Origin of the sequence: Kribbella sp. NPDC049174 (assembly GCF_043197365.1) — a bacterium.
Classification (GTDB): Bacteria; Actinomycetota; Actinomycetes; order Propionibacteriales; family Kribbellaceae; genus Kribbella.
This window is the reverse complement of record NZ_JBICSZ010000002.1, coordinates 851,285-877,104: the sequence shown is the minus strand read 5'-3', so window position 1 is coordinate 877,104 and position 25,820 is coordinate 851,285. Positions and strand designations below refer to the sequence as shown.

Below are 25,820 nucleotides of genomic sequence, written 5' to 3'. Positions count from 1 at the left end.
CCTCAGCGCGTCCCGGCGGCGGCGAACTTCTCCACCGAGGCCACGTTGTTCTTGTCGATGAACGCCGGCCCGGTCAGGGTCGCCTGCCCACCGCCGATGGTGTTGCCGTTCGTCTTGTAGAGCCACAGGCTGTCGACGGCCAGGTAGCCCTGCAGGTACGGCTGCTGGTCGACGGCCCACTGCACGGAGCCGTCCTTGATCGCGCCGACGAGGTCCTTGTTGGTGTCGAAGGTGCCGACCTTGGCACTCGATCCCGCGTCCTTGACCGACTGGACCGCGGCCAGCGCGAACGGAGCACCCAGGGTGACGACGTAGTCGATGCTCTTGTCCTGCTGCAGCTTCGACGTCATGGTCGTGGTGCTGCCCGGCATGTCGGTCCCGGTGATGTAGATCTTCTCGGAGTTCGGGAACTTGTCCTTCACACCCTGGCACCGGGCCTCGAGTCCGACGTGACCCTGCTCCTGGATCACGCAGACGGCCTTCTTCGCACCGAGCTGGGTCAGCTTGTCACCGGCCGCCTGGCCGGCGATCCGCTCGTCCTGTCCGAAGTACCCGAGCGCACCGGCTTGCTTCCACGCTTCGATACCGCCGTTCAGCGCCACCACCGGAATGCCGCCGTCGGCCGCCTTCTTCACGTTCGCCTGCATCGCGTCGGCCTTCGCCAGGGTGACGGCGATCCCGTCGACCTTGGAGTCGATCGCGGTCTGCACCAGGTTGGCCTGGTCCGCCCCCTCCGGCGCGCCGGTGTACTGCAGTTCGACGTTGTCCTTCTTCGCCGCGGCCTCGGCACCTCTGCGGACCAGGTCCCAGAAGGTGTCACCAGGCGCCGCGTGCGTGATGAACGCGACCTTCATCCGCGGCGTGTCCGCCACGTTGCCACCGGAGCCGCCGGAGCTCTGCTCTTCCTCCTGCTTGCCGCCGGACGAACTGCAGGCGACCAGCGCCGCGACCATCACGAGCGCAGCCCCCACCGCCGCCGACTTCTTCTGCCACCGAACCATGACTACAACCAGCCTTTCAGAGGATCCGCGGGATTACTCCGCGGTGTTGCGTGGGACCAGAGAGTGCACACTCTGCTGGCCGTCAGATCGATACGCCACCCCCGTGGGATCTCAGATAGGCCAACGTCCGCTCCGCGATCGGCAGCGGGACGTCGGGCGGACACGGGTACAGGTCCTGCTCGACGATCGCGAACAGGTCCACGTCGAGCCCCGCCAGCGCGTCCAGCAGCGGCGGGAGCTCGGGAATTCCGGTCGGCGGCTCGCACATCACGCCGCGCTTGACCGCCTCGCCGAAGCCGACCCCGTCGGCCTCCACGGCGGCCAGGATCTCAGGGTCGACCTGCTTGAGGTGGACATAGCCGATCCGGTCCGGGTGGTCCTGGATCAGCTTCAGGTTGTCGCCCCCGCAGTAGCTGATGTGACCCGTGTCGAGGCAGAGGTTCACGTACGCACTGTCGGTGTCGTCGAGGAAGTGCTCGACGGTCTCGTGCGTGTCCACATGGCCGTCGGCGTGCGGGTGGTACTGCGTCTTCAGCCCGTACTCGTCGGCGATCCGTCGACCGAGCTCGGTGACCTGACCGCCGTGCCGGGCCTGGCCCGCGCGGTCGAGCCGGGGCTCGGTGATCTCGCCGGTGACCCCGTCACGCCACATCGACGGGATCACGACCAGGTGCTTGGCGCCCATCGCCGCGGTCAGCTCGGCGGCCTTGGACACGTCCCGCCAGGTCGAGTCCCACGAGTCGGGGCGGTGCAGGTGCTCGAAGATCGTGCCGGCCGTCATGATCAGGCCGCGCTTGTCCAGCTCCTCCTTCAACCGGGCCGGGTCGGTCGGCAGATAGCCGTACGGCCCGAGCTCGATCCGGGTGTACCCGGCCGCGGCCACCTCGTCGAGGAACCTCTCCCACGGCGTCTGCTGCGGATCGTCGGCGAACCACACGCCCCACGAGTCCGGCGCACTGCCGACCTTGACCTTGCCCATGTCAACGATCTCCTTCGGTCGGCGTGAGGTACGGACGCTGGCCCTGCTTGGACTCCTGGTACGACGCGGACGCGGCCTGCGTGGAGTCGAGCACGGACACCTCGCTGACCGGCACGTCCCACCATGACTCGCTGTCCGGCGCACCGATCAACGGGTCCGTCGCTACGTGGATCGCGATCGGTCCGTCCGCGGCCTTCGCCGTACCGATCGCCTTCTCCAGTTCGGCGCGGTCATGCACCTCGATCACGTCCACCCCGAGGCTGCGGATGTTCGCGGCCAGGTCGACCGGCAGGTAGTCGCCGTCGAGACGTCCGTCACTGCTCCGGCGCCGGTACGACGTACCGAACCGTTGCGAGCCCAGCGACTCCGACAGCGCGCCGATCGACGCGAAGCCGTGGTTCTGGACCAGGACGACGACGACCTTCACGTTCTCCTGGACCGCGGTGACGAGCTCTGACGACATCATCAGGTACGACCCGTCGCCGACCATGATGAACACGTCGCGATCCGGCGCGCCGAGGCGGACGCCGATACCGCCGGCGATCTCGTAGCCCATACAGGAGTAGCCATATTCGACGTGGTATCCCTTCGGGTCGCGCGTGCGCCACAGTTTGTGCAGGTCACCCGGCATCGAACCGGCTGCGCAGACCACCACATCAGACGGCGCCGACAATTCGTTCACGGCACCGAGCACTTCGCCCTGTGTCAGCAGGCCTTCGGCCAGTTTCGCGGTCACCTCCGCGGGCGGGTTGTAGGTGTTTTCCACAATCTCGTCCCACTGGGTTGCGAGCATGGCCGTCAACGATCTGTACTGGTCGCTCACAGACCAGTCACCAACCGCGGATCGCAACGAAACAAGGGCTTCCCGTGCATCCGCGACGAGAGGAAGGCCGGCATGTTTGCCACCGTCGAAACGCGCCACGTTGATGTTGACGAACCGCACGTCCGGGTTCTGGAAGGCGGTCCGCGAGGCTGTCGTGAAGTCGCTGTAGCGGGTGCCGATGCCGATCACCAGGTCGGCGTCACGGGCCAGGGTGTTGGCTGCCGTGGTTCCGGTCGAGCCGACGGCACCGACCGACTGCGGGTGGTCGTAGCGCAGCGATCCCTTGCCTGCCTGGGATTCCGCAACCGGTACGCCGGTCGCCTCGGCGAACTCGCGGAGCGCGTCCTCCGCGCCAGAGTAGTGCACACCGCCGCCGGCGACGATCAGCGGCCGCTGCGCGGACCGTAGGAGATCTACCACCTTGTCGACAATTGATGCTTCCGGCAACGGCCTCGCGACGTACCAGGTGCGCTCGGTGAAGAGCTCCTCGGGCCAGTCGTAGGCCTCGGCCTGGACGTCCTGCGGCAGGGCCAGTGTCACCGCGCCGGTCTCGACCGGGTCGGTCAGCACGCGCATGGCGTTGAGCAGTGCCGAGGGCAACTGCTCGGGGCGCCAGATGCGGTCGAAGTACTTGGACACTGGGCGGAACGCGTCGTTGACGGAGACGTCGCCGGCGCCGAAGCTCTCCAGCTCCTGCAACACGGGTGTCGCCACCCGGGTCGCGAACACATCCGAAGGGAGGATGAGAACAGGCAGCCTATTGATCGTGGCGAGGGCCGCGCCGGTCACCATGTTGGTCGAGCCGGGGCCGATGCTTGCCGTGCAGGCATAGGTCTGGAGCCGGTCGCGGGTGCGGGCGAAGGCGGACGCGGTGTGCACCATGGCCTGCTCGTTGCGGGCCAGGATGTACGGCAGCGCCTCCGGGTCCTCGAGCTCGGCCTGCAGCAGGGCCTGACCGACACCGGCCACGTTGCCGTGCCCGAAGATGCCCAGGCACCCGGCGAACAGCCGCTGCCGCCGGCCGTCGCGCTCCGAGTACTGGACGCTCAGGAATCGCACCAACGCCTGCGCGACCGTGAGACGCACCGTCATCGCTGTCCTCCTCCACACACCGTCAACTGACACTCCATCCCCGCGATAGTTCTCGCCCGCTGTCCAGGGCTTGCCGTTCCCGCAGCCGTTCTCGCCCGCTGTCCAAGGCCCGCCGTTCCCGCAGTCGCTCTCGCCCGCTCTCCGGGGCCTGCTGCAGTCGTTCTCGCCCGCTGCCCAGAGCCGGCCATCTCCGCAGTCGTTCTCGGTGCTGGGCCTGCGAGCCGGGTTCCGGTCGGCGCGGTCATCCGGGTGCTCCGAACGGGAGGCGGGGGTCGATCGACTGGCTGGACCACAGCTCGCGGACCCAGCCGTGCTGTGGGTCGTCGGTGATCAGCCACTCGCGTTCGGCACCGGGGCCGGCCATCACGTTCAGGTAGTACATGTCATACCCAGGAGGCGCCATCGCAGGACCATGCCAACCATGAGGCACCAGCACCAGATCCCCACTGCGGACCTCCGCGAGGACGTCGATGGGGCGGTCCTCGGTGCCGTAGACCCGCTGGTAACCGATCGGGTCGTTGCCCTTGACATCTTCCGGGGCGGCGTCGGAGAGCTGCAGCTCGAAGTAGTAGATCTCCTCGAGCTCACTCTCCTTACCAGGCTTGTGCTCGTCGTGCTTGTGCGGCGGGTACGACGACCAGTTCCCTGCCGGGGTGAGAACCTCGCAGGCGATGATCGAGTCCGCCTCGAGCACGGACGGCGTACCGAAGTTGCGGACCTGACGGGATGAGACGCCGGCGCCCCGAAGTTCGGTCTCGACCTGTTCGATGCCGATCCGGCGGAACGGGTAGTCGTTCGCCGCCTTGGCGTGCGGGAAGGCGATCCGCGCACCACCGGCGCTGACGACCGCGAACGTCGCATCGCGCGGGACGTAGGCGACGTCGGTCGGTCCGGCGAAGACGTCGGCGCGGCCGCCGAGTGGGACCGTCTCACCGTCGATGATCACCTCGGCCGAGCCGCGCAACGGCAGGACCAGGTACTCGCAGTCGCCGGTGTCGATCTGGACCGACTGGCCCGGCAGCAGCGTGCGGACCGACAGGCCGGTGTGATGCCAGTCCTGTTCACCTGGGCTCACCATCAACTCGAAGCCGTCGCGTGCCGTCGTACCGGCAGGCCGGAACCACTCGGTCATGCGGCGCCTCCGTGGACGAGGGCGGCGGCCTGGTCGACGGCTGCGGCTACGTCGCCGTCGGGCGGGAAGAGCAGCGCGCGGCCGACGACGAGACCGCGGACGGACGGAAGGCTGAGCGCCTTGCCCCACGAGGCGTACGTCTCCTCGGGCGAGACAGTCGGGTCACCACCGAGGAGCAGCGTCGGCAGTGTCGTTGCCTCCATCACCCGGGCGAGGTCGTCGACGACCGGCAGCTTGAGCCAGGTGTACGCACTGGTCGCGCCAAGCCCGGCGGCGATGTGGATGGACTTGATCACCGAGTCCGGGTCGAGCAGGTTCGTCACCCGTCCGTCCGTCCGCGTCGACCAGAACGGCTCTACCATCGCCATCAGTTTGTGCTCGGCCAACCCGGTGACAGCAGCGGCACTGCTCTCCAGCGTCGCCACCGTGCCCGGGTCGGCAAGGTCGATCCTGGTCAGCATCTTGCCGCCGTCGAGCCGGCGGGCGGCGATCTCGTCGGCCGAGCGGTACGCGGTGAAGCGGTCGTCCAGCTCGAAAGCCGCACCCTGCAGGCCACCGCGGTTCATCGAGCCGATGACGACCTTGCCCTCGAGCGCGCCGAGCAGCAGCAGGTCTTCCAGTACGTCGGGAGTCGCCAGTACCCCGTCGACGCCGGGCCGCGCCAACGCGGTCATCAGCCGGTCGATCAGCGCCGGGCGGCTGGCCATCGCCATCCGGTCACCGCGCACGCCGAGCGCGCCCCGGGCCGGGTGGTCGGCCGCGACGATCAGCAGGCGACCGTCGGCACCGACGAGTTCGCGGCGCCGCCGCTGCTGCCAGGCCTCGGTGATCCGCTCCGGCTGCCGCACCCGCAGCTCGGTCAGGTCCGAGGTCGAGGCCACAGCCGATCTGGCGTTGAGGGTCCGTCCGGTGGTGTCGTTCATGCCTTCTCACCCAGCAGGCTCAGGACCTCGGCCTCGGAAGGCATCGCGGTCGAGCATTCGAGCCGGGAGGCGACGATCGCGCCGGCGGTGTTGGCGAACCGGATCACCTTCTCCAACGGCCAGCCCGCGAGCAGTCCGTGGCACAGGGCACCACCGAAGCCGTCGCCGGCACCGAGGCCGTTGACCACCTCGACCGGGAACGGCGGGACCTCGACGCGCTCGTCGCGGGTGCGGGCCAGGGTGCCCTTCGGGCCCTGTTTGACGACCGCCAGGTCCAGGCCGCGGTCGAGCAGTGCTTGGGCCGCCTTGTCCGGGTCGGTCTCGCCGACCGCCACCTCGCACTCCTCACGGTTGCCCACAGCAACCGTGCAGAACTCCAGGGCCCGGCTGACCTGCTCGTGCGCCTCAGTCGGGTCGGCCCAGAACATCGGCCGGTAGTCGAGGTCGAGGACGGTGAGCGGGCGGCGTTCGCGGGCTTCCCAGGCGACGAAGTGGGCCGAGCGGCTGGGCTCGGCGGATAGGCCGGTAACGGTGGACCAGTAGATGCTGGCGTCGTGGATCGCGGTCAGGTCGAGCTCGGACGGGTAGATCTCGAGGTCCGGAGCCTTGGGGAACCGGTAGAAGTACAGCGGGAAGTTGTCCGGCGGGAAGATCTCGCAGAAGGTGATCGGCGTCGGCAGGTTGTCGACCGGTGTCACGAACCGGTCGTCGACACCGAGCTCGCGCAGGGTGCGGTGGATGAAGGTGCCGAACGGGTCGTTGCCGGTCCGGCTGATCACCGCCGACCGTCGCCCGTGCCGGGCCGCCGCCACCGCGACGTTCGTGGCGCTCCCACCCAGGAACTTCCCGAAGCTCTCCACATCCTCCAGGTGAGTCTCCACCTGCAACGGATACAGGTCTACGCCGATCCGCCCGATCGTCAACACCTCATCCGGGCCGGCCTGCGGTGCATCCGAGCCGGCGGTGACGGGATCCGTGGCACCTGACGGTGAGGGAGTCTGGTTCTCGGGTGTCATGCGAGGGTCTCCGCGATGGTGTGGAGGTGGGTGATGCTCGTGCGTACGTCGGTGACAGGGCCTTCGTCGGTGGGACGGGCCTGAAGGACGGTGTCCTGTTCGAGGACGTACCAGCCGCGGTAGCCGGAGTTCTCCAGGGCGGCGACGATTGTGCTGAGGTCGATGTCACCGGCACCCAACGGCCGGTACATGCCTTGGCGTACGGCGTCGGTGTAGGACACCTCGCCGGCCTGGACCTTCGCGGCCCACGCGGCGTCGACGTCCTTCAGGTGCGTGTGCTTGATCCGGCCGGTGTGCTCGAGTGTCAGCGCGACCGGATCGACACCGCCGATCAAAAGGTGGCCGGTGTCCAGGGTGAGACCGATCGACGATCCCCGCAGGACCCGCTCGACGTCGTCGGCGTTCTCGACCATGGTCCCGACGTGCGGGTGGATCGTGGCCAGCACGCCGCGCTCGGCCGCGAGGACGGACAGCTTGTCCAGGTTGCCGAGCAGCGTGCTCCAACCGGTCTCGTCGAGCACCGGGCGGCCGTCGTACCCGTCCTGGCCGGTCGCCGCGGCGAGCACCAACGTGGTCGCACCGGCGGCGACGAAACCGTCGAGGGCCGCCGCGACCTCGGGCGCCGGGTCGTGCGACGGGTCATGCAGGACGACCGGGACGAAACCACCGACGGCGCGGAGGCCGAGGTCGGCGAGTGTCTTCGCCTTCTCGGCTGGGTCGTCGGGAAGGAAGCCGTCCGGACCGAACTCCGTCGCCGCGATGCCGACATCGCGCATCTCGGCGAGCACCGTCTCCGGGTCGTACTGCCAGCCCCATCCTGGGACCTCGCAGACACCCCACGAGATCGGGGCGCCCGCGATCCGGAGTGCAAGGTCAGTCATCGGCCGATCTCCTCTGTGGTCGAAGGGGGTCATGCCGGCTCGTCGAGACGGACGAGGCGGTTCTCGTGGCGGGAGAGTTCGCAGGCGTCGGCGATCCGGAAAGCCTGGTAGGCGTCCCGGACCGTGCAGGGGACCTCGCGGGTTCCGGCGACGACCTCGGTGAAGGCGGTCAGCTCGGCGACGTAGGCCGGCCGGAAGCGGTCCATGAAGGTGGCGTGCGACGGCCCACCGGGGAAGGTGACACCGGCTTCGGCCGACCGCAGTGCGGTGTGCTCGTCCAGGCCGACCGCGATCGAACCGAGGCTGCCGAGCAGCTCCATCCGGACGTCGTGACCGGCGGCGTTGTACCGAGTGCCGCTGACCGAGACGAAGGTGTTGTCGTCCAGGGTGAGCAACGCGGCGGCCGCGTCGACGTCGCCGTACTCGCCGAAGAAGGACTCACCGCGGTTCGCGCCGGTGGCGAAGACGCTGACCACCTCGCGGCCGGTGACGTACCGGATGATGTCGAAGTCGTGCACGGTGCAGTCGCGGAAGAAGCCGCCGCTGGTCGGGATGTACTCCTGTGCCGGCGGGAACGCGTCGTTCGTGTTCGCCCGGATGTGGTGGACGAAACCGAGCTCACCGGACCGGACCGCCGCCGCGGCCGCCTGGTACCCGGCGTCGAAGCGGCGCTGGAAGCCGATGTGCACCGGCACATCCGAGCCTTCGACCAGCTCGACCACGCGCAGGGTGTCGGCCAGGTCGATCGCAACCGGCTTCTCGCAGAACGTCGGGATCCGGGCGGCGACACCGGCCGCGATCAGGTCCGCGTGCGCCGACGTCGCGGCCGCGACGACGAACCCGTCCAGCCCGCTCGCCAGCAACGCCTCCACATCCGGTGCGTACTCCAGCCCGAGGTCCTTGGCGACCAGTTCGGCGCGGCTCGCGTCGGCATCCGCGACGACCACCTGCTCCACCGCCGGCAACCCCTTCAGGGTCGCGGCATGGAACGCCCCGATCCGCCCGACCCCGACCAACCCGATCCGCATCCGCGCACCCTCTCCTCGACCTGACACGCGCGCCGGATCCCGGAGGCGGCGCGCTGGTGTGCTCGCCAGCTTTCCGGCCCGTGGGAAACGTGTCAATAGTTTGTTAACACATTTTCACGTAGAGACATACATACCGCCCTGTTGTAACATCCGCCCCATGACCGTGCTGATGCCACGCCTCCGGCGCGGTGGGTCATGGGGCTTTGACTCCCGCCCTTCCCTCGTCGCTCCAGTCGCTGTGTTGGATGCCACGCCTCCGGCGCGGCGGGTCATGGGGTTGTTGCTCCCGGCCTTCCCTCGTCGCTCCAGTCGCTGCGCTCCCTGCGCTCCTCAGTCCAGGCCGGGAGGCCCCATGACCGGGCTCCCTGCACTCCTCAGTCCAGGGCGGGAGGCCCCATGACCGCCGCCTTGCCGATCCAGCTCGATCGGTCGAGCCCGGTGCCGCTGTACCACCAGCTCGCCGAGCAGCTGACCGCTGCCATCACCGATGGCCGGCTGCGTCCGGGTGACCCGTTCGAGAACGAGATCGGCATGTCGGACCGGCTCAACCTGTCCCGGCCGACCGTGCGCCGGGCCATCTCCGAGCTGGTCAACCAGGGCCTGCTGATCCGCCGCCGCGGCATCGGGACCACCGTCGCGAACCAGATGGTGCACCGCAAGGCCGAGCTGACCAGCCTGTACGACGACCTCGAACGCGAGGGCCGGACGCCGCGGACCGAGGTGCTCTCCCTCGACTGCGACTCCCAGGACGACCGCGCCGCCGCAGTCCTCGAGCTGCCGCCGGGGACTCCGCTGGTGTCGATCGTCCGGCTCCGGTACGCCGACGACATGCCGCTCGCGATCATGCGCAACTGGTTGCCTCCGGCACTCAACGACCTGACCCTGGAGGAGCTGACCAGCACCGGCCTGTACGCCGTCCTCCGGGCTCGCGGGATCCGGCCGACCGTGGCCCGGCAGCGCATCGGCGCCCGCAACGCGACCGCCGACGAGCGCCGTACCCTGCACATGTCCAAGGCCGAGCCACTCGTCACCATGACCCGGTCCGCGTACGCCGCCGACGGCTCGCCGGTCGAGTTCGGCGACCACTGCTACCGCGCCGACCAGTACTCCGTCGACGTCATCGTCTCCGAGCGCTGATCAGCGAACCACCGCGTCGTCCGCGAAGCCCGGCGCGTCCAGCGGTACGACGAACAGCCCGACCCGCAGCGACGGCGCGAGCACGTCCCAGATCCCGGCGACCGACTTCCAGGATCCCTGGCAGGAAACGACTTCCGGCATCCCGTCCACGACCACCTGAGCAGCCGTCCCGGCGTACGTCCGAACCGTGACAGCCGTTGCCGGCGGCAACTCCTCGAGGAACAGCGACGGATGCTGGACCAGCTCCTCCGCGCCGGGAACCGCCCGCGCGGAACCGACGACGACACCGGTCCCGTCGGTCGACGCGGTCGCGAAGATCCGTGGGGTGCGGATCGGCGGATCGGGCTCGTACGCGTGATCGCGGAGCGCCAGCTGAAGGTCGTTGCCCGCCCGCCGGGCCGTTGCCAGCTCGCTGACCTGAGTCCCGTTGCCGACCACGACCCAGTCCCCGCCCCGCACGGCAGCGGTGTAGTGCCGCAGATCATCCTTTGGACCGCCCGAGACGTCCTCGACCACGATCTCCCACTCACGCACCACCAACCGGCGCTGCTGCGACGCCGCAGTCCGCCCGGTCAGCCAGTACGCGATGAATCCGACCCCGTCCTCGTCCCGCCCGATCACCAACCCTCGCCCAGGATACCCGGCCGATCCGGCGGCCTTCTCGAGTGACCTCATCCGGGAATCTTGTCGGCGGCACCGGGGACGATGCCCCAGAACGTCTGGGTGTCTTCGAGGGACATGGATTTGCCGCCTCGCGGGACCTTGAGCTTCGTCTCGATCAACAGCCCCTGCCCCGCGTAGAAGCTCTCGTCGAAGGGGTGGATGCCGAGGGCCGCGGTGTAGGCGGCGAGCAGCTCGGAGGTGAACTTGTCGCGGACCTTGCGAGCCGTGTAGTGGTCGGGCTGTTCGAAGGCCTGAACGGTCCCGCTCTCGTCCCACTGCCAGCGGCTGCCGTCGTGGGTCGCCGAGATCGTCCGGACGTGATTGAGGAAGTCGGTCGGCAGCGGTCCGTAGAGTTCGAACTGCACCGCGCCGTAGCGGCCCGGCGTCTCCAACCCGGTGCCGAGGGTGTGCGGCGTGGAGTCGAGCATCACGCCCTGGCACTGCAGAGCCTGGGACAGATGCCCGATCGTGCTGACCGGATCGCCGCCCTGGAATCCGCAGTCGAAGTACGCCGTCCAGCGGTCGCCGGCCGTTCCGACCAGGAGCTCGCGTGGCCGCACGCCGCCGGTCAACGGCGGAAGCTGCCCGAGCAGCTCGGGCAGGCTCCCGCCCACCGGCCTCGCCTTCGCTCGCCCGTGGAGCTGCTGGCGCCAGGCCAGCAGCCCCTTCCCCGCTTCTTCCAGCGGCAGTTCGAGAAACCCGAACCTGGATGTGATCGGCGCGAACCGGTCGGAGAGAAGTGTGATCACTCCACCATTCTCCTCATCGCTGTCATGGGACTTCGTACAGGTGGACTTTGGCCGTCGGGTCGTTCGCGATGATCCGCGCCTTGTGCGGCAAACCGCGGTTCGAGGACGGGATGTCGTACTCCGCGTAGTGTCTCCTGCCGTTCAAGGTGTACTGCAGGTCCGGCCGGTTGACCCCGACCCGCTCCCCGTTGATGTTGACCTGCTGCTGGTTGACCCGGAAATCGGTCGCGCCCCGGGCCCGCAGTGCCTGGATGTCGTTCTGGAGCTGGGCGTTCTGGGTCGGACTGTTGCCGATCGGGCGCCGCAGCGGTCTGGCCGCGGGTGGCATCGGGTTGACGCTCACGTCCCGCGCGGTCCGGGGCTGGATCTTGCCGGTCGCCTGCCGTGCCACCGCCGCGACCTTGCCCGCGGTCTTGCCCGCCGCGGTCTTCACCGTGCCGGTGACGGCCTTCGCCGCACCCGGCACCGCCTTCCCCGCCGCGGAGTTGGCGACCGCTGTGCCGGCCTTGCTGGCCGCCGCTGTCACCGCCTTGCCGGCGGTCGAGTTGGCCAAGGCCCGCGCACCCGCGCCCAGCCCGGCACCGATACCAGCGGTCAGACCGCCGACCGCGGCACCGACCCCGACCTCGGTCGCCAGGCCGCCCCAGGAGAAGTCCTTCTTCCCCTCGGCCACGTCGACCCCGTAGCCCGCGGCAGCGCCGGCCGCACCCGCGGCGACACCTGCCGCGATGAGGCATCCGACTCCGGTCGCGCACACCGCGCCGATCGCGATGCCGACACCGATGCCGACGGCGATGTTGGTGATCAGGCCCTTGTTCTCGTCGACCCAGTCGACCGCCTTGCTGACGCCGCTCTTGACCGCGTTCCAGGCGCCCGACAGGCTCCAGAGGCCGGTCGGGTCCACGTAGGTGATCGGGTTGTTCTCCGCGTACGAGTACGGGTTCGCGGCCTGGGCCGACGACCCGTCACTGGCCGGGTCGGTGGATAGGAAGCGCCCGAGCGAGGCGTCGTAGTACCGCGCGCCGAGGGCGTTCAGCCCGGTCGACGGATCCTTGACCTGACCCAGCCAGCCGTGCTCGGTCGGTAACGCGGGCAGCAGGTTGCGGATCTCGCCGTACGGCGAGTAATAGGTGCGGGCCGCGATACCGGTGCCGTCGGCAACCGAGATCTGGGCCGAGCCCTGGGTGTCGTCGAGTTGCCAGACGACGTTTCCGAGTGTCTGGCGGACGGCGATGGACACACCGGCCTGCTCGTAGAACCGGGTCGCCGCCTTGATCACCCCGGCGACGACGGTGATCTCCTCGCCGTCGAGGTAGAGGACGGCGGTGACGCCGAGCGGATCGACCCGGGCCATCCGGGTGCCGTCGGGCGAGTAGACGAACTGCGTCTTGCTCACCAGGGTGCTGGTCTCGGACTCCAACTGCTGCTGGGCGTTCCACTCCAGCTTGGTCGGGATCAGGCCGCCGAGCAGACCGGGCCGCTCGATCATCGCGCCGTTCGCGTCGTACTTGAACGACTCGGCTCCGGACCGCGTCACCGCATGCGGGTGCGCCGGGTCGCCGTACGTGTACTGCTTCGTGTGGCCGAGTGAAGTGGCCGAGGTGACGTTGCCGTCCGCGGAATAGGTCCAGGACTGGTTGAAGCCCGCGGGACCGTCGTGCACGGTCTCGGACGAGCCGTCCGAGCAGTCGGTCTTGTACGTCGTCCAGCCATGACTGAGCCGGTTCAGACCGTCGTAGTCGAAACAGGTCGCGACCGGCTTCGGCCCGGTGACATCGGTGATCTGCTGAATGTTGCCGGACGGGTCCCAGCTGTAGCCGTCGTCCTGCTCGGTCTTGTCCTCGCCGGTGAGCGGGTTGCCGACGATCGTCTGGATCCGCGACAGCCGCTGTGTCTCCTGCTCGTACGAGTACGCACGCTTCAGTGAATGATGGGCATTCGCGTACTCGCGGCCGGCGAGCTTTCCGTCCGAGGCATACCCGGTCGAGCTCACGTACGGATCGGTGTGGGTGTTACCCGTGAGCGGATCGGTCAGCTCACCCGACAGTAACGTCGGGTTGCCGAGGGCGTCGTACCCGGTGGTGATCGTCTCGCGCGGCGCACCGAGCACCGGATCCAGATAGGTCTTCGAGACCAGGTGGTCGGCCTCGTCGTACCCGTAGTTCATCGTGTACGACGACCCGTGCAGCAGACCGCCCACACCTTGCGGGAAGGTCAACTTGCGACCGGTGATCCGGCCCCGGGCGTCGTACCCGGTCGCGGCGCGGGTGAACGCCTTGCCGTCGGACAGCGTCGTCGTGGCCAGGCCCCGGCCGATGCCGTTGGCGATCTCGGTCGAGTCGTACGTCCACTCGGCCACCTTCTGCCCGGTGCCGACCGGTCCGGCCCAACGAGCGGTCGGACGGTCCAGAGCGTCGTACTGCGTGGACAGGGTCGGACCGGGCCGCCCGGACGCGAGGGTCTTGGCGTCCCAGGTCGCGATCGCGTTGCCCTCGTCGTCGTACTGCGTCCGGCTGCGACCGGAGTCCGGGTCGGTGGACTCGATCCGGCGGTCCAGCAGGTCGTAGCTGAACGTGGACTTGTGCCCACCCGGGTCCGTCGTCGTCGCGAGCTGTCCGGACGGGTAGTAGGTGTACGTCATTGCGGCGATCGACGAGCCGGTACCGTCCTCGGTCTTCACCTGCCGGCCGCGGATGTCGGTCCAGGACGTCTTCACCACACCGCCGGGCGGCGGCGTGCTGCGCTGGTGGTCGCCGAAGTACGCGATCGTCGACGCCCACAACTCCTTGCCCTGGGCAAAGTGTGCGGCCTTCGTGTTGCGGCCGATCGCGTCGTAGCTGTGCCGGGTCTCGACCACCTCGTCGGCAGGCACCGCCTGCAGGGCGCTGCCGGCGGCCGCGTCGACCACGACCGGCAGCGACTCCGCCGCGACGTGGCCGGCGTCGTCGTACCGGGTGTCGGTGACGATCGTCTTCGGCTGGTCCGCTGTCGACGCCGGCGAGACTTCGTGCTCCTGACGCTCCCGTCCTTGCGAATCCAGGAAGGACCACTTCGTCACGTACGTCGTCCCGGACTGCAACTCCTTGGTGGTCACCAAGGGCGGCTGCTTGTGATCCGGGTCGAGCCGGTAGGTGAACACCTTCGCATCCGGCGCGTCGGCTGCCTGGCCCGGGAGCCGGACAGTGGCGAGCCGCCCCAGCGGGTCGTACGTCGTGGTGCTGACCTGGTTGTTGGCATCCTTGACCGTGGCGGGTTGCTGGCGGTCGGGCTCCAGGGTGGTGACCTCGACATGGCCCAGCGCATTGGTCTCGGTAACCGTCGACGGACGGCCGACGGCCGGGGCGTAGGCCGTCTTCGAGGTATGGCCGTTGGCGTCGGTCTCGGTGAGAGTGCGGCCGTAGGCGTCGAAGGTGGCCGAGGTGGTGACGGTGCGGCCGACCTGGTCCGGGCCGGTGGCGTCGACCGCGGCGACGGTCTTGGTGACGTCGCCCTTGCTGACCGGGCCGCCCACCGTGTCCGAGCCGTCGTAGTACTGGTCCTTCGCGGACAGCAGGCTCTTCGGTGCGGAGCAGGTGCCGTCGTAGCTGCGGACCCGGTACGGGAAGGCCAGCATCCAGTCGGCGACGGTCGCCGCGTCACGTGCGTAGCTGGTCTTGGTGCAGCGGACGTCATCGCCTGCCGCGTCGACGACCTCGATCGCCTGACCGTACGCGTCGTACGTCGTCGTCATCCGCGTCGTGCGGGTCGACGTGCTGCCACCCGACTCCGGTACGACGGCCTCGCGTTTCACCGACTCGCTCTCGACCACGAGATGCGCGTCGTCGTCCGGATCGGTCTTACCCGGCTCGAGTGGTGTGGTCTTCGCGGAGCTGTAGGTGTGCAGCGACCCACCCAGCTCGTACGTCGGCGCACCAGACGCGTCCAACTGGAACTGCTGGGTCTCGCGCTCCTTGCCGCGCAGCCACGGCACGTCCTTGACCGCGTTGCCCGACGAGTCGACCACATCGACAGACTTGGTGCCGCCGCCGGCCAGCCGGTCGCCGTCCATGCCCTGGAAGAACAGGTTGCGGGTGAGCTCCACCGGCCGCGCCGCCTGTTCGCCGCGGAAGCCCGGGTCGGACAGCTTCACCACGTCGACCGAGCCGTACCCGCGCCAGTCGCTCCAGGTCTTGCGCTCCGTCGGAGTGACGTCGTCATCGTCGTAGTGCCAGGACGGCTTGCCGCGGTAGCGGTACTCGTTCACCTGCGGCGGTGCGCCGCCGGCCTGGTCGACCACGGTCACCTTCGTGACCAGGTACCGGTGCCACCAGCCGAAGCCGGAGCTGTTGTCGTTCGACCGCCAGCCAGGGAAGCAGGTCTGGGCGTTGGTGTCGGCCTTGCCCTCGGGAAAGTTGTCGATCGTGCAGCCGTCGGGCTGGCCGTAACCGACCTCGACCCGCCGGCCGAGCTCGTCGGTGACGGTGGTGACGCGCAACTTCTCCAGCTTCGGTACGCCGCTGCCCGGCGCCGCGTCGACCCGGTTGGGCGACTCGCGACCGGCGATCACGACCGACGGCAACGCCTGCTCGACGGAGCCTGATCCGCCGAGACCGACCTGCTGGAACTTCTCCAACCACAACGACGCACTCGTCCCGTCTGATGGCTTCGGGAACGAGTAGGTGAAGTCCACCCGGTCGACATCGACGAAGGTGTCACCCTCACTGCGCTGCGCGGACACCGACCGGAGCAGCTTGCCGGTGAAGAAGCTCGGCGACTTCTGCTCGTCCCCGGTGCAGTCGCCGGTGCACACCTGGTCCATCGGTACGTCGGGATACGAGGACGCGTGGTCCTTGTCGAACGCCGGGCAGGTGCCGGACCCGTCCGCGGCCTCCAGGCAGCGCAGCTCGGTGGTGAAGTGCAGTCGCGCGGGTGCCGTCATCCGCTCGTCGCCGGCGCGCTGCGAGTAGACGATGTCGCGGACGTGACCGCCGCGGACGTACTCGGTCGACTTGCCCGACTCGCCGTTGCGCGCGTACCGGTTCTTCTCGGTCTCGTAGAAGTACGTCGTACTGTTGCCGTGGGCATCGACGACGCCGTCCAGGTTCCAGCGCCAGGCCTGGGTGCACCAGGAGTCCTCGACGCTGCCCTGGTGGCACGGTTCGTTGTCGTCGTCGCCGAAGACAGGCACGGTGAAGACCGAGTCGGTCGCCGTACCGGTGGTGGCCTGCCGGCCGCGGCCGAAGGTGAAGGTCATGCCCTGCGGTGTCGAGACGACCCAGTACTCGCCGTCGTTGTCGCCGTTGTCAGCGTCCTTCTTGCGCTCGACCCGCCAGCCCGGATCCTGCTTGGCACGCCAGATGTCGCCGCCGGCTTCCTTGTCCTTGACCAGCTCGGACGAGGTGCCTTCGAGTGACAGCATCAGCTGGTCACCGGCCCAGCACAGGTCGCCGGTGTCGCCGCCGTCGTCCGAGCAGCCGTTGTACCGGCGTTCCAGGTACGGCGTATCGAGGTTCCAGCCGAGTCCGGTCCACGACGGCTGGGCGTTCTCGGACGCGGTCATCCCGTCGACGGACTGCGACGAGTACGAGAGGTCCAGGTCGGGTGCCTTGCCGGAGATGGCCGCGACCTTCGGGATCGGGTAGCTCCAGTTGAAGTCACCGGACTGCAGGCCGACGGACCACTTGCTCGACGACGAGAGCTTCGTCGCCGTGTAGGAGCCGGCCTCGCCGTTCGGAGCCGCGGCCACCACGTAGACCTGATCGCTCGACGCCGGCACGGTCGCGATCAGCGCGTGCCTGGTCAGGTCGATCCGGCTGGGCACCGGCTTGCCTTCGGCACAGGCCGCGGCGGTCGGTGTGGTGAGAGCGCAAGCAGGCTTGGCGATCAGCCGCAGCCGCGACTCGAAGTTGCCGCCGTACGCCGCCGCGAAACCCGAGACATCAAGCTGTACGCCAACCGGCGCGGCAGCCTTCAAGCCGTCGGCTCGGGTCAGCCGGACCGCGAGTCCGTGCCCACCGAGTCGTTCGGCAACCTTGTGGTCGTAGGTCGTGACGGAGACCTGCGACGGACTGCCGGCGACCGCATTCGTCGACACCGCGGACACCGATGGCCTGGCTCGGTTGGTCAGGCTGACCGTCGCCGTACCGGCCGAAGGCCAGACGACTTCGGCGCGAGTGACCTGCGGGCGACCGGTGCCGGCGGTGGACGGGTCGAGCTGGCGTTCGACCGGTTGGGCCGGGACGCTGACCACCGAGTCCTCGGCCGAGATCGGCGAAGGTCTCTTCGGATCGGCGGCCGCGGCCGGTGGCAGTTCGAGGCCACCGATCAGAACGGCGAGTGCTACGACACCTGCAGTGATGGCTTTCGGGCGGGACGAAACCATGCCTCACTCCCCCAGAGTGTTGGCGTCACACCGTGTCTGGGCGTCGACACGGCGTGACCTAACCTCTCCGAGGTGGACTAGACCTGTCAACCATTGCCTGACGAGTCAGGCAACAATTCACGCCTGGTTCGCCAGCAGGGTGCGCACCAGTCGCAGGCCGACCGACAGGTGCGCGAGCTCCGGTCCTTCGGTCTCGACGATCTCCTCGAGCATGGTCGCGGCCCGGGACAGCGCGGTCTCGTTCTGGTCCTGCCAGCTGATGACGCGCTGCTCGGGCTCGGCCGAGGCGTCGGTGGTTTCCAGCACCTGCGCGGTCAGGCGAGCGTGGACGGCGTGCAGGTCGTCGCGCAGCGCCGCCCGGGCCATCGTCTGCCAGCGGTCCGTGCGGGGCAGACCGATGATCCGTTCCAGGAACGCGCCGAGCTGGAGCCGCTCGCCGAGGGCGAAGTGGACCTTGGCGACCTCCATGATGTCGAGGTCGTTGCGGGACGCGGTCTCGACGATCCCGAGACCGCCGTACGCCGGTGGCAGCACCGCGATCCGGGTCGCGAAGTCGGCCGAGACCCCCTTGTTCACCAGGGCTTCCCGGCGCTGCTCGACCAACGCCAGCTCACGTCCCCGCAGTACGTCGGGCAGTGCGGCGGTGAGCTTGGCGATCCCCGGTGCGAAGAACTCGATCAGCTCCTCGATGTCGACCGGTGAGCGCCGGTTGCTGACCAGCCACCGGGTCGCCCGCTCGACCAGGGTCCGTGTCTCCAGCCGCATGTGCGTCTGGACCGCGGCCTCGACCACGTTGTCCAGCTCGGCGTTGCGAGCCAGCAACTCCGGCTGCTGGAAGATCCTGCTGGCGGCCAGGTTCGCCCGGACGACGTCCTCGACCGAGCCGCCGGTCTCCAGCGACAGCCGGTGGTATGCCGTGATCCCCGACGTGTTCACGAACTCGTTCACCACCTGGGTGGTGATGATCTCGCGGCGCAGCTGGTGGCTCTGGATCTGGTCGACGAACCGCTGCTGGATCGGCTTCGGGAAGTAGCTGGCCAGCTTGTGCGCCAGGAACTGGTCGTCCGGCAGCGATGTCGCCAGCAGGTCCGCCTCGAGCACGATCTTGGTGTAGGCGATCAGCACCGACAGCTCCGGCGAGGTCAGGCCACGGCCCTCGGCCTTACGCCGCTTGAACTCCGCCACACTCGGCAGGAACTCCAGCTCGCGGTCCAGCAGTCCTTGCTTCTCCAGCCGCCGGACCCAGTCCTGGTGGACGTGCATCAGGGCCGGCGCCTGCGCGGTCGCGTTCGCCAGCGCGATGTTCTGCCGGTAGTTGCTCTTCAGCACCAGCCCGGCCACCTCGTCGGTCATCGACGCGATGATGTCGTTGCGCTGCTTCTCGGTCAGGTCGCCGTCGGCGACCACCTTGTCGAGCAGGATCTTGATGTTCACCTCGTGGTCGGAGGTGTCCACCCCGGCGACGTTGTCGATGAAGTCGGTGTTGATCCGGCCGCCCTGCATCGCGTACTCGATCCGGCCCAGCTGGGTGAACCCGAGATTGCCGCCCTCACCGACCGCGCGGGCGCGCAGGTCCGAGCCGTTGATCCGGATCGCGTCGTTCGCCTTGTCGCCGACGTCGGCGTTCGTCTCGCCCGACGACTTCACGTAGGTGCCGATTCCGCCGTTCCAGAACAGGTCGACCGGCGCCTTCAGGATCGCGCTCATCAACTCGGCCGGGGTCAGTGTCGCCGGCGTCCCCTCGATCCCGAGCGCCTCGCGCACCTCGGCCGAGATCGGGATCGCCTTGTCGGTGCGCGGGAACACCCCGCCACCGGCCGAGATCAGCGCGGCGTCGTAGTCCGCCCACGACGACCGCGGCAGCTCGAACAACCGGCGCCGTTCCGCGAAGCTCTTGGCCGCATCCGGTGACGGATCCAGGAAGATGTGCCGGTGGTCGAACGCCGCGACCAGCCGGATGTGCTCCGACAACAGCATCCCGTTGCCGAACACGTCACCGGACATGTCACCGACACCGACGACGGTGAAGTCCTGGTTCTGGCAGTCGTGCCCCAGCTCGCGGAAGTGCCGCTTGACCGACTCCCAGGCACCGCGCGCGGTGATCCCCATCGCCTTGTGGTCGTATCCGACCGAACCGCCCGAGGCGAACGCGTCACCGAGCCAGAACCCGTACTTCTTCGCCACCCCGTTCGCGATGTCGGAGAACGTCGCGGTGCCCTTGTCCGCGGCCACCACCAGGTAGGCGTCGTCACCGTCGTACCGGACCACGTCGCGCGGCGGCATGATCTCTCCGGCCACGATGTTGTCGGTGATGTCGAGCAGCCCGGAGATGAAGGTCGTGTACGACGCGATGCCCTCGGCCAGCCACGCGTCCCGGTCGACCGCAGGATCCGGCAACTGCTTGGCGTAGAACCCGCCCTTCGCACCCACCGGCACGATCACCGAGTTCTTCACCATCTGCGCCTTCACCAGACCGAGCACCTCGGTGCGGAAGTCCTCGCGCCGGTCCGACCAGCGCAGACCACCACGGGCGACCGCGCCGAAGCGCAGGTGCACACCCTCGACCTGCGGTGAGTACACGAAGATCTCGTAGGCCGGCCGCGGCTGCGGCAGGTCCGGGATCGCCTTCGGCTCCAGCTTGAAGGAGATGTACGGCCGGGGTGACCCGTCGGCGATCGCCGGCTGGTAGAAGTTCGTCCGCAGCGTCGCCCTGATCACGGTCAGGAAGGAGCGCAGGATCCGGTCCTCGTCCAGGCTCTTCACCGTGTCCAGCGCAGCCAGGATCTCCTTCTCCAACTGGGCCACCTGGTTGGTCCGCTCCGGGTCGTCCGCGGCACCGCGCGCCGGGTCGAAGCTGGCCTCGAACAGCTGGACCAGCAGGCTCGCGACGTCCACGTGGGTCAGGAACGCGTTCTCGATGTAGCTCTGGCTGAACGGCGTACCGCCCTGCCGGATGTACTTCCGGTAGGCGCGCAGGATCGACACCTGGCGCCAGCTGAGCTTGCCGCGCAGTACCAGCGCGTTCAGCGCGTCGGACTCGGCCCGGCCTTCCCACACCGCCTGGAACGTGTCGTTGAACAGCTTGCGCAGCTCGGGGCGCTCCTCGGTGTCCGTCGGCACCTTGAGCCCGAAGTCGTAGATGTACGCCGTCGTGTCGCCGGGCCGGATCTCGTACGGGCGCTCGTCGATCACCTCGACACCCATGTGGGTCAGATGCGGCAGCACCTGGGACAGCGACAGCGACGAACCGGTCCGGTAGACCTTGAAGCGCCGCTCGCCCGCCCACTCCTCGTCGATCGGGCTGTAGAGCGACATGGCCAGGCCGTTCTCCGGCGGCAGGCTCTCCAGCACGGTGACGTCGTTGACCGCGACGCGGGCGTCGAAGTCCTCCTTGTACGCCTCCGGGAACGCGTCGGCGTACTTGCGCGCGAGCTGGGTGACCGCGCCGTCGCCGCCCTTGGCGTGCAGTGCGGCGGTGAAGTCGTCGGCCCAGGCCCGGGTCGCCTCGATCACCTTCTGCTCGAGCAGCTCGGCGTCGTACTCACCGACCGTCTCGCCCTGCTTCATCCGGACGACGAAGTGGACGCGGGCCAGCACGGACTCGGTCACGTACGCGGCGTACGTGACGGTCTCGGCGCCGATGGCGTCCTTGAGGATCTGCTGCATCCGCAACCGGACCGCAGTGGTGTAGCGGTCACGCGGCAGGTACACCAGGCACGACAGGTAGCGGTTGTAGACGTCACGCCGTACGAACAGCTTGACGGCGCGGCGCTCCTGCATGTGCAGCACCGACTGCACGATCGGCAGCAGGTCCTCCACCGGCGCCTGCAGCAGCTCGTCGCGCGGGTAGGTCTCCAGCACGTCGAGCAGACCCTTGCCGCTGTGGCTGTTCGGGTCGAAGCCGGTCAGCCGGAACAGCTCCAGCGCCTTGCGCCGCAGCACCGGCACCTGCATGACGCTCTCGGTGTACGCCGTCGAAGACAGCAACCCGATGAACCGGGACTCCGCGACCGGCTCGCCGTTCTCGTCGAACTGCTTGATGCCGACATAGTCCAGGTACGCCGACCGGTGCACGGTGGACCGCGAATTCGCCTTGGTCAGGATGAGCAGCTTGCGCTCCTGCGCCTTCGCGCTCACCTCGGGCGGCAGCTTGCCCGAGTTCGGCTTCGGGTCGGCCCGGAGGATGCCCAGGCCGGAACCCGGCCGGCCGCGGAGGATGCCCTGCTCACCCTCCATGGTGAAGTCGTACTCGCGGTAGCCGAGGAAGGTGAAGTGCTCGTCGGCGAGCCACTCGAGCAGCTCGCGGGCCTCTTCGACCTCGTTCTCGCCGACCGGCAGCTTGGCCGGGTCCAGCCCGGCGGCGATGGTGACGGCCCGCTCGTGCATCTTCGGCCAGTCCTCGACCGCCACCCGGACGTCGTGCAGCACCCGCTGCAGCCTGTCCTCCAGCGCCCGCTGCTCGTCGACGTCGGAGATCCGCTCGATCTCCAGGTGCATCCAGCTCTCCCGGACCAGGTCGTGCTCGTCCGAGGTGGCGGTGTCGTCCAGGACCTCCTGGAGAGTGCCGGCGACGTCGCGCCGGACGACGAACTGCGGGTGCACCAGCAGCTGGAGCTCGAGGTTGTGCTCGTTCATCACCATCGACGCGCTGTCCACCAGGAACGGCATGTCGTCGACGACGATCTCCACCACGGTCCGGCCGTTCGCCGACCAGCCGTGGTCTTCCGGGGTCGGGGTGAAGACGTGCACCTTCGCGGTGCCCTGCGGCCGCGACGTCGCGGACTTGTAGTGGTGCTTCGCGGCACCCAGGCAGTCGGTCGGCTCCCGCTCGGCGACGTCCTCGGCGGCGACGTGGCGGTAGTACCGCTCGAGGAACGTTCTCAGCTTGGCCGGATCGATCGACTTGTCGTGCCCGTGTGTTCCCGCAGCCACCGCCTTGGCGAGCACTTCCGCCTTCTGGACGTCCAGCTTGCTCTGCATTCCCCACCGTCTCCAACACGTGACATCGGCGCCCTTCGCACCGGACCGCACGACATTGTGCCGTCACTCAGAGACTAGTCCACCTTCGTCACTGGTGTGATGTCGGGACGGGCCTGTCCAGAGCCTGATCAATCACGTTGAACAGGTGTGTTGAGACGCAATGCCAGAGCCGGACAGGCCAGCACTGCGCGGCGCGCATGCGGTAGCTCACCGGCCGTGATCTCACGGCCCCGGAGGACCGGGAAACCCCACTCGTCCAGGGCCACGTCGTCCGGCAACAGGGTCGCGCAGAGGCCGTGCCCGTCGCACCGGGTCCAGTCGATCTCCACCTTGTTCGTCGTACTCACCATGCACCTCTGGGTACCGGTAGGACGCCCTTGACGTGTCGCCCGCAGCTGCCGCTTGAGAGGTGCAGTCGGACGTCCTCGCCGAACACCTCCAGCGCCGACGCGAGGAACCGCGCGGAGCCGTCGGGGTGTGCACACGCTCCCCGCCCTGGGACGAGACCCAGGTGCCGCTCGGCGTCGTGCCAGCCGGACGGGTCGCCCTTCACCAGCCTGTCGAAGTCGTCGACCAGGGCGGCGAGTCCGAACACACACGGCCCGCACTGCCCGGCCGACTGGCTCGCCAACCACTGCGAGACCCGGTGCACCTCACCGAGCGGGCAACTGTCCGTGCCGAGCGCCAGGATGATCCCGGAGGACACGTCGGGTCGTTTCAGGACCACGCCACCGCTGTGAGGCAGCCACCGGCCGTGGTAGCCACCGAGCAGCACCGGACCGGCCGCAGCGCCGGAGAACTGCATCACGGCCTCGAGCGGTACGCCGATCGGCGTCTCGATCACTCCGGGCCGCTGCACCGCGCCGTCGACGGTCAGCAACTGCGTCCCCGGCTCGCTGATCAGTCCGGTGCTGCTGAACCGCTTCGACCCCAGCCGAGCCAGTACGGCGAGCTGCGCGAACGTCTCCACATTCGAAAGGAACGTCGGCCGCCGGTGGTACCCCTTCCGCGTCGGCAACACCCTCCGCCCCGGCGGTACGGCGAGACCCCCTTCGAGCACGCTCAGCACGGCACGGGCCTCGCCGGCGACGAACCGGCCAGGAGTGTCACGGACCTCGATCGCCAGGCCGTCGTCCCGCTCCATCAGCGCCTCACGGATGGACATGGCGGCTTCGGCGTCGTGGACGGCGATCAGCACATGCGGAGCGCCAAGCGCCCGGGCCAGCCCGGTGGCACCGTCCAGGACGAGGTGTGGCGCGAGGGTGAGGAGCAGTCGGTCCTTGCGGCTCACCGGCTCGCTCTCGGAACCGTTGACGACCACTGCCTCGATGCCCTTGGCCGGCAGGTCGGCCAGCTTGAGTGCGACCGGGAAGGCGGCCCCACCGCGTCCTCTCAGCCCGACGGCCTCGGCCAGCTTGGTGTAGTCCGCCCGGGTCAGGTCCGGCTGAGCTCCATGGGTAGAGAGGTGTCGGTGGCGGTCGGCCCGCCCGTGGTCGAGTCCGGACAGCAGCCGCGGCTCACCGATGACCCTTAGGTCAACTCTGCTGGCTTGCAACATCGTCATCGGGTTCTCCCGGCTCGTGCGAGGTCTCGCTTGAGATTGAGCGGCGTACTGGCGCGTGCTGCCTGGCTGCGGACCCGGTAGGCGCCCGCTGCGACGACTGCGGCCAGACAGCCGATGGTGATGGCGAGCATCCACGGCGTACCGCGGTCCGTACCGGCCAGCAGCGCGTGCCCGATGGACAGCAGCCAGCCGGCCGAGGCGGCGATGTGGATCGTGCGCCAGTGCTTGGTGAAGGCTTCGGACCTGGCCAGCCGGCCGCGGGCCGCTCCGACGACAGCTGCGAGGACGAGCCCGTACAGGGCGAGCGTGCCGACCGCCATGGCGGAGGGCCGGTAGCCCGAGCCGAACGGCCAGAACAGGACCGTCGGACTGATGGCCACATAGCTGTCGGAGATCACTGCGACCACGTGAGTGATCAGCAGGATGAGACCGGTGGCAGCAGCCGAGCGGTGCACGTACTGCAGCCAGAACCGCCGCTCGGGCTTGCGACTGCCCGACGTGAGGATGCCGAGCGAGGCCGACGCCGTGAACATGATCATGGCGACGACTCCGGCCGCGCGGGCCAGGTACCACAGCGTCATCAGGCGGCCCTGCTCGCAGCCGGCCAGCCCGCCAGCTCGGTGACCTCACCGTCGTCCGCTACCAGCCGGGCCGGGTGGCCGGCCAGCGTCAGTCGCCCGACCGCCGCTTCGCCTGTCGCGACGAGCGCCGTACTGAAGGTGTTCGCACGTACGGCGGTGGGCGCCCAGACCGATGCGGTCCGCCAAGGCCCGTCCGCGGGCTTACCGGTCCGTGGGTCGATCAGGTGGTGAGCGGAGCCCTCCGGAGTCTGCCAACGCCGTACGGTCCGGGTGGAGGTCGTGAGGCCTCCGTGAGCGAGGGTGACCAGCACTCCGGTGTCGCCGGCGCGCTCGGCGACCGTGATGACCCACGGCTCGGCCGGCTCACCGGCAGCGCGCAGGTCCCCACCGATCTCGACCAGCACCGCACAGCCGTACCGCTTGCTCAGTACGAGCGCAGCGCGGTCCGCGGTCCACGCCTTGGCGATGGCCCCGAGGTCCAGAGCAGAGTCCTTCGGTACGCCGAGCAGCGCGAGCTTCCGGTTGAGTTGCACCTCCTGCCAGCCGGGGACCGGCTTCGGGTCCTCGGACGGCTGCGGGGAGCGCCGTCGTACCCGCTCGATGTCGTCGTTGTAGCCGGCCGCGATCACCGCGGCGCCGACGGTCGGGTCGACCGCGCCGCCGCTCATCGACGCAGCGACCAGGCTGACGTCGACCAGGTCGACCAGCAGCCGCGACACCGGGACCATCGCACCGGCCCGGGAGTTGACGATCGACAGCTCGGAGTCCGGCCGGAACCGGCTGGCGGCCTTGTCGACCCGGTCCATCAGCGCCTTCAGCTCACCGCAGGCGGCACCGAGGACGGCCGGGTCGTCGACCGTCAGCCGGACCGTGCAGCTCCACGCGGTCCAGGTCCGGGATGCGCTCATGA

17 protein-coding genes are annotated in these 25,820 nt (G+C 68.9%); 1 reads left to right on the top strand and 16 read right to left on the bottom strand.

Going from position 1 to position 25,820, the window contains the following annotated elements:
* Positions 1–2 precede the first annotated feature (2 nt).
* The 8 genes from ACGFIF_RS14685 to ACGFIF_RS14650 all read right to left on the bottom strand — a co-directional run bounded on the left by ACGFIF_RS14685 (position 3) and on the right by ACGFIF_RS14650 (position 8,875).
* Positions 3–1,001, bottom strand: coding sequence for a sugar ABC transporter substrate-binding protein (locus tag ACGFIF_RS14685; protein WP_393154769.1), 999 nt, complete (start codon positions 999–1,001; stop codon positions 3–5).
* Positions 1,002–1,083: 82 nt separating this feature from the next.
* A complete protein-coding gene (locus ACGFIF_RS14680; protein ID WP_393154768.1) occupies positions 1,084–1,980 on the bottom strand; it encodes a TIM barrel protein in 897 nt (298 codons plus the stop codon).
* Position 1,981: 1 nt separating this feature from the next.
* Entirely contained in the window at positions 1,982–3,895 is a 1,914-nt protein-coding gene (iolD, locus tag ACGFIF_RS14675) for a 3D-(3,5/4)-trihydroxycyclohexane-1,2-dione acylhydrolase (decyclizing) (RefSeq protein WP_393154767.1), read from the bottom strand.
* Between the two features lie 241 nt (positions 3,896–4,136).
* Entirely contained in the window at positions 4,137–5,027 is an 891-nt protein-coding gene (gene iolB / locus ACGFIF_RS14670) for a 5-deoxy-glucuronate isomerase (protein WP_393154766.1), read from the bottom strand.
* Complete coding sequence (locus ACGFIF_RS14665) at positions 5,024–5,950, bottom strand: deoxyribose-phosphate aldolase (protein ID WP_393154765.1); 927 nt, start codon at positions 5,948–5,950, stop codon at positions 5,024–5,026. Before ACGFIF_RS14665 ends, iolB begins: the two co-directional genes overlap by 4 nt.
* Positions 5,947–6,966: a 5-dehydro-2-deoxygluconokinase gene (gene iolC / locus ACGFIF_RS14660; RefSeq protein ID WP_393154764.1), complete on the bottom strand. Its 1,020-nt coding sequence runs from the start codon at positions 6,964–6,966 to the stop codon at positions 5,947–5,949. The genes ACGFIF_RS14665 and iolC overlap by 4 nt, the downstream gene beginning before the upstream one ends.
* Positions 6,963–7,847 (bottom strand): sugar phosphate isomerase/epimerase family protein, encoded by an 885-nt coding sequence (locus ACGFIF_RS14655; RefSeq protein WP_393154763.1) that lies wholly within the window; start codon positions 7,845–7,847, stop codon positions 6,963–6,965. The genes iolC and ACGFIF_RS14655 overlap by 4 nt, the downstream gene beginning before the upstream one ends.
* Positions 7,848–7,876: 29 nt before the next feature.
* Positions 7,877–8,875: a Gfo/Idh/MocA family oxidoreductase gene (locus ACGFIF_RS14650; RefSeq protein ID WP_393154762.1), complete on the bottom strand. Its 999-nt coding sequence runs from the start codon at positions 8,873–8,875 to the stop codon at positions 7,877–7,879.
* Between the two features lie 396 nt (positions 8,876–9,271).
* Here ACGFIF_RS14650 and ACGFIF_RS14645 point away from each other — a divergent pair, with 396 nt between their 5' ends.
* Entirely contained in the window at positions 9,272–10,012 is a 741-nt protein-coding gene (locus ACGFIF_RS14645) for a GntR family transcriptional regulator (protein WP_393154761.1), read from the top strand.
* On the opposite strand, the gene ACGFIF_RS14640 is transcribed toward ACGFIF_RS14645, so the two are convergent.
* From ACGFIF_RS14640 to ACGFIF_RS14605, 8 genes are all read right to left on the bottom strand, one after another.
* Positions 10,013–10,687 (bottom strand): IMP cyclohydrolase, encoded by a 675-nt coding sequence (locus ACGFIF_RS14640; protein ID WP_393154760.1) that lies wholly within the window; start codon positions 10,685–10,687, stop codon positions 10,013–10,015.
* On the bottom strand, positions 10,684–11,424 hold the full coding sequence (locus ACGFIF_RS14635; protein WP_393154759.1) for a hypothetical protein: 741 nt from the start codon (positions 11,422–11,424) through the stop codon (positions 10,684–10,686). Before ACGFIF_RS14635 ends, ACGFIF_RS14640 begins: the two co-directional genes overlap by 4 nt.
* Before the next feature lie 22 nt (positions 11,425–11,446).
* A complete protein-coding gene (locus ACGFIF_RS14630; protein WP_393154758.1) occupies positions 11,447–17,785 on the bottom strand; it encodes an RHS repeat-associated core domain-containing protein in 6,339 nt (2,112 codons plus the stop codon).
* Between the two features lie 117 nt (positions 17,786–17,902).
* Entirely contained in the window at positions 17,903–22,765 is a 4,863-nt protein-coding gene (locus ACGFIF_RS14625; protein ID WP_393154757.1) for an NAD-glutamate dehydrogenase, read from the bottom strand.
* A 128-nt stretch (positions 22,766–22,893) separates the two neighbouring features.
* Positions 22,894–23,115 carry a ferredoxin gene (locus ACGFIF_RS14620; protein WP_393154756.1) on the bottom strand — a complete coding sequence of 74 codons (222 nt, stop codon included), beginning with the start codon at positions 23,113–23,115 and terminating at the stop codon, positions 22,894–22,896.
* Positions 23,109–24,329, bottom strand: coding sequence for an NADH-ubiquinone oxidoreductase-F iron-sulfur binding region domain-containing protein (locus ACGFIF_RS14615; protein ID WP_393154755.1), 1,221 nt, complete (start codon positions 24,327–24,329; stop codon positions 23,109–23,111). Before ACGFIF_RS14615 ends, ACGFIF_RS14620 begins: the two co-directional genes overlap by 7 nt.
* A complete protein-coding gene (locus ACGFIF_RS14610; RefSeq protein ID WP_393154754.1) occupies positions 24,326–24,910 on the bottom strand; it encodes a hypothetical protein in 585 nt (194 codons plus the stop codon). Before ACGFIF_RS14610 ends, ACGFIF_RS14615 begins: the two co-directional genes overlap by 4 nt.
* Entirely contained in the window at positions 24,910–25,818 is a 909-nt protein-coding gene (locus ACGFIF_RS14605) for an FAD:protein FMN transferase (protein ID WP_393154753.1), read from the bottom strand. Before ACGFIF_RS14605 ends, ACGFIF_RS14610 begins: the two co-directional genes overlap by 1 nt.
* Positions 25,819–25,820: the final 2 nt, after the last annotated feature.

Excerpts from the sequence above, each read along its gene's own strand:
- ACGFIF_RS14685 (WP_393154769.1), bottom strand. The coding sequence starts at position 1,001 with ATGGTTCGGTGGCAGAAGAAGTCGGCGGCGGTGGGGGCTGCGCTCGTG.
- ACGFIF_RS14680 (WP_393154768.1), bottom strand. The coding sequence starts at position 1,980 with ATGGGCAAGGTCAAGGTCGGCAGTGCGCCGGACTCGTGGGGCGTGTGG.
- iolD (WP_393154767.1), bottom strand. The coding sequence starts at position 3,895 with ATGACGGTGCGTCTCACGGTCGCGCAGGCGTTGGTGCGATTCCTGAGC.
- iolB (WP_393154766.1), bottom strand. The coding sequence starts at position 5,027 with ATGACCGAGTGGTTCCGGCCTGCCGGTACGACGGCACGCGACGGCTTC.
- ACGFIF_RS14665 (WP_393154765.1), bottom strand. The coding sequence starts at position 5,950 with ATGAACGACACCACCGGACGGACCCTCAACGCCAGATCGGCTGTGGCC.
- iolC (WP_393154764.1), bottom strand. The coding sequence starts at position 6,966 with ATGACACCCGAGAACCAGACTCCCTCACCGTCAGGTGCCACGGATCCC.
- ACGFIF_RS14655 (WP_393154763.1), bottom strand. The coding sequence starts at position 7,847 with ATGACTGACCTTGCACTCCGGATCGCGGGCGCCCCGATCTCGTGGGGT.
- ACGFIF_RS14650 (WP_393154762.1), bottom strand. The coding sequence starts at position 8,875 with ATGCGGATCGGGTTGGTCGGGGTCGGGCGGATCGGGGCGTTCCATGCC.
- ACGFIF_RS14645 (WP_393154761.1), top strand. The coding sequence starts at position 9,272 with ATGACCGCCGCCTTGCCGATCCAGCTCGATCGGTCGAGCCCGGTGCCG.
- ACGFIF_RS14640 (WP_393154760.1), bottom strand. The coding sequence starts at position 10,687 with ATGAGGTCACTCGAGAAGGCCGCCGGATCGGCCGGGTATCCTGGGCGA.
- ACGFIF_RS14630 (WP_393154758.1), bottom strand. The coding sequence starts at position 17,785 with ATGGTTTCGTCCCGCCCGAAAGCCATCACTGCAGGTGTCGTAGCACTC.
- ACGFIF_RS14625 (WP_393154757.1), bottom strand. The coding sequence starts at position 22,765 with ATGCAGAGCAAGCTGGACGTCCAGAAGGCGGAAGTGCTCGCCAAGGCG.
- ACGFIF_RS14620 (WP_393154756.1), bottom strand. The coding sequence starts at position 23,115 with ATGGTGAGTACGACGAACAAGGTGGAGATCGACTGGACCCGGTGCGAC.
- ACGFIF_RS14615 (WP_393154755.1), bottom strand. The coding sequence starts at position 24,329 with ATGACGATGTTGCAAGCCAGCAGAGTTGACCTAAGGGTCATCGGTGAG.
- ACGFIF_RS14610 (WP_393154754.1), bottom strand. The coding sequence starts at position 24,910 with ATGACGCTGTGGTACCTGGCCCGCGCGGCCGGAGTCGTCGCCATGATC.
- ACGFIF_RS14605 (WP_393154753.1), bottom strand. The coding sequence starts at position 25,818 with ATGAGCGCATCCCGGACCTGGACCGCGTGGAGCTGCACGGTCCGGCTG.